Raw genomic sequence first — 1908 nt, forward strand, 5'->3', positions numbered from 1 at the left:
AGGGTGTCGCGCACGGTTCCGGCGATGGAGTCGGCGTCGAGGCCGGCCTCGCGGTACATGGCGTCGGGGGAATTGTGGTCCTGGTAGGTGTCGGGCAGGGTCAGGGTCCGGACCCGGACGCGGCCGGCGTCGAGGGCGCCCTTCTCGGCCAGGAGATGCAGCACCATGGCGCCGAAGCCGCCCACCGAGCCCTCCTCCAGGGTGATCAGCACCTCGTGGGTCGCGGCGAGGTCGAGGATCATGGCTTCGTCGAGGGGCTTGGCGAAGCGGGCATCGGCCACGGTGACGGCGATGCCCTCGGCCTCGAGGAGGTCGGCGGCCTTGAGGGCCTCCGACAGACGGGTGCCCAGGGACAGCAGCGCCACCCGCGCGCCCTCGGGCCGGCGCACCATGCGGCCCTTGCCGATGGGCAGCGCCTCGCCGCGCTCCGGCAGGTCGACGCCGACGCCCTCGCCGCGCGGGTAGCGGAGCGCAATGGGGCCGCTGTCGTGGGCGTGGGCCGTCGCCACCATGTGGACGAGCTCGGCCTCGTCGGAGGCCGCCATCACGGTCATGTTCGGCAGGCAGCACAGGTACGCCAGATCGAAGGCGCCGGCATGGGTCGCGCCGTCGGCGCCGACGAGGCCGGCCCGGTCCAGGCAGAACCGCACGGGCAGGTTCTGCAGGGCGATGTCGTGCACCACCTGGTCGTAGGCCCGCTGCAGGAAGGTCGAGTAGATCGCCACGAACGGCTTGTAGCCCTCCGTCGCCAGACCGCCCGCGAAGGTCACGGCGTGCTGCTCGGCGATGCCGACGTCGAAGGTCCTGTCGGGATGGGCCTTGCCGAAGAGATCGATGCCGGTGCCGCCGGGCATGGCCGCGGTGATGGCCACCACCTTGGGGTCGGCGTCCGCCGCCTTGATCAGGCTCTCGCCGAACACGCGGGTGTAGGCCGGGGCGTTGGGCTTGGCCTTGGCCTGCACGCCCGAGAGCACGTCGAACTTCACCACCCCGTGGTAGCGGTCGTCGCTGGCCTCGGCCGGGGCGTAGCCCTTGCCCTTGCGGGTGACCACGTGGAGCAGGATCGGGCCCTGCTCGGTGTCGCGGACGTTCTTCAGGATCGGCAGCAGGTGGTCGAGGTTGTGCCCGTCGATGGGGCCGACGTAGTGGAAGCCCATCTCCTCGAACATGGTGCCGCCGCCCACCACCAGGGAGCGGGCGTATTCCTCCGCCGCCGCCGCGCGCTGGTACAGCGCCTTCGGCAGGAGTTTTCCCAGTTGCTTGGCGGTCTCGCGGAGCGACCGGTAGGTGCCGCCGGAGGCGAGGCGCGCGAAGTAGGCCGACATGGCCCCGACGGGGGGCGCGATGGACATGTCGTTGTCGTTGAGGATGACGATGAGGCGCGAGTGCAGGGCGCCGGCGTTGTTCATGGCCTCGTAGGCCATGCCGGCCGACATGGAGCCGTCGCCGATCACCGCGATCATGTTGCGGCGCCGGCCCGCCGGGGCGCCCTTGGCCTTGGCCTCGGCCACGTCGAGGTCGCGGGCCACCGCCATGCCCAGGGCCGCCGAGATCGAGGTGGACGAGTGCGCGGCGCCGAACGGGTCGTAGACGCTCTCCGAGCGCTTGGTGAAGCCCGACAGGCCGCCGGGCTGCCGCAGCGTCCGGATGCGGTCGCGCCGGCCCGTGAGGATCTTGTGCGGATAGGCCTGGTGGCCGACGTCCCAGACGATGCGGTCGTCGGGGGTGTCGAACACGTGATGCAGCGCCACGGTCAACTCGACCACGCCGAGGCCCGAGCCGAGATGCCCGCCGGTGATCGACACCGCCTCGATCATCTCCGCCCGCACGGCCTCCGCCACCGCCGGAAGATCGCTCTCCGGCAACGCGCGCAGGGCGGAGGTCTCGGACAGACCGTCCAGAATCGAG

Annotated in this window: 1 protein-coding gene; it reads right to left on the reverse strand. The window is 71.5% G+C overall.

The genetic code is table 11. The features are described from left to right. A partial coding sequence (gene dxs, locus FV218_RS22295; protein WP_246685237.1) for a 1-deoxy-D-xylulose-5-phosphate synthase occupies positions 1-1908 on the reverse strand: 1908 nt, incomplete at both ends.

The sequence above is a fragment of the Methylobacterium sp. WL69 genome (assembly GCF_008039485.1).
Taxonomy (GTDB): Bacteria; Pseudomonadota; Alphaproteobacteria; order Rhizobiales; family Beijerinckiaceae; genus Methylobacterium.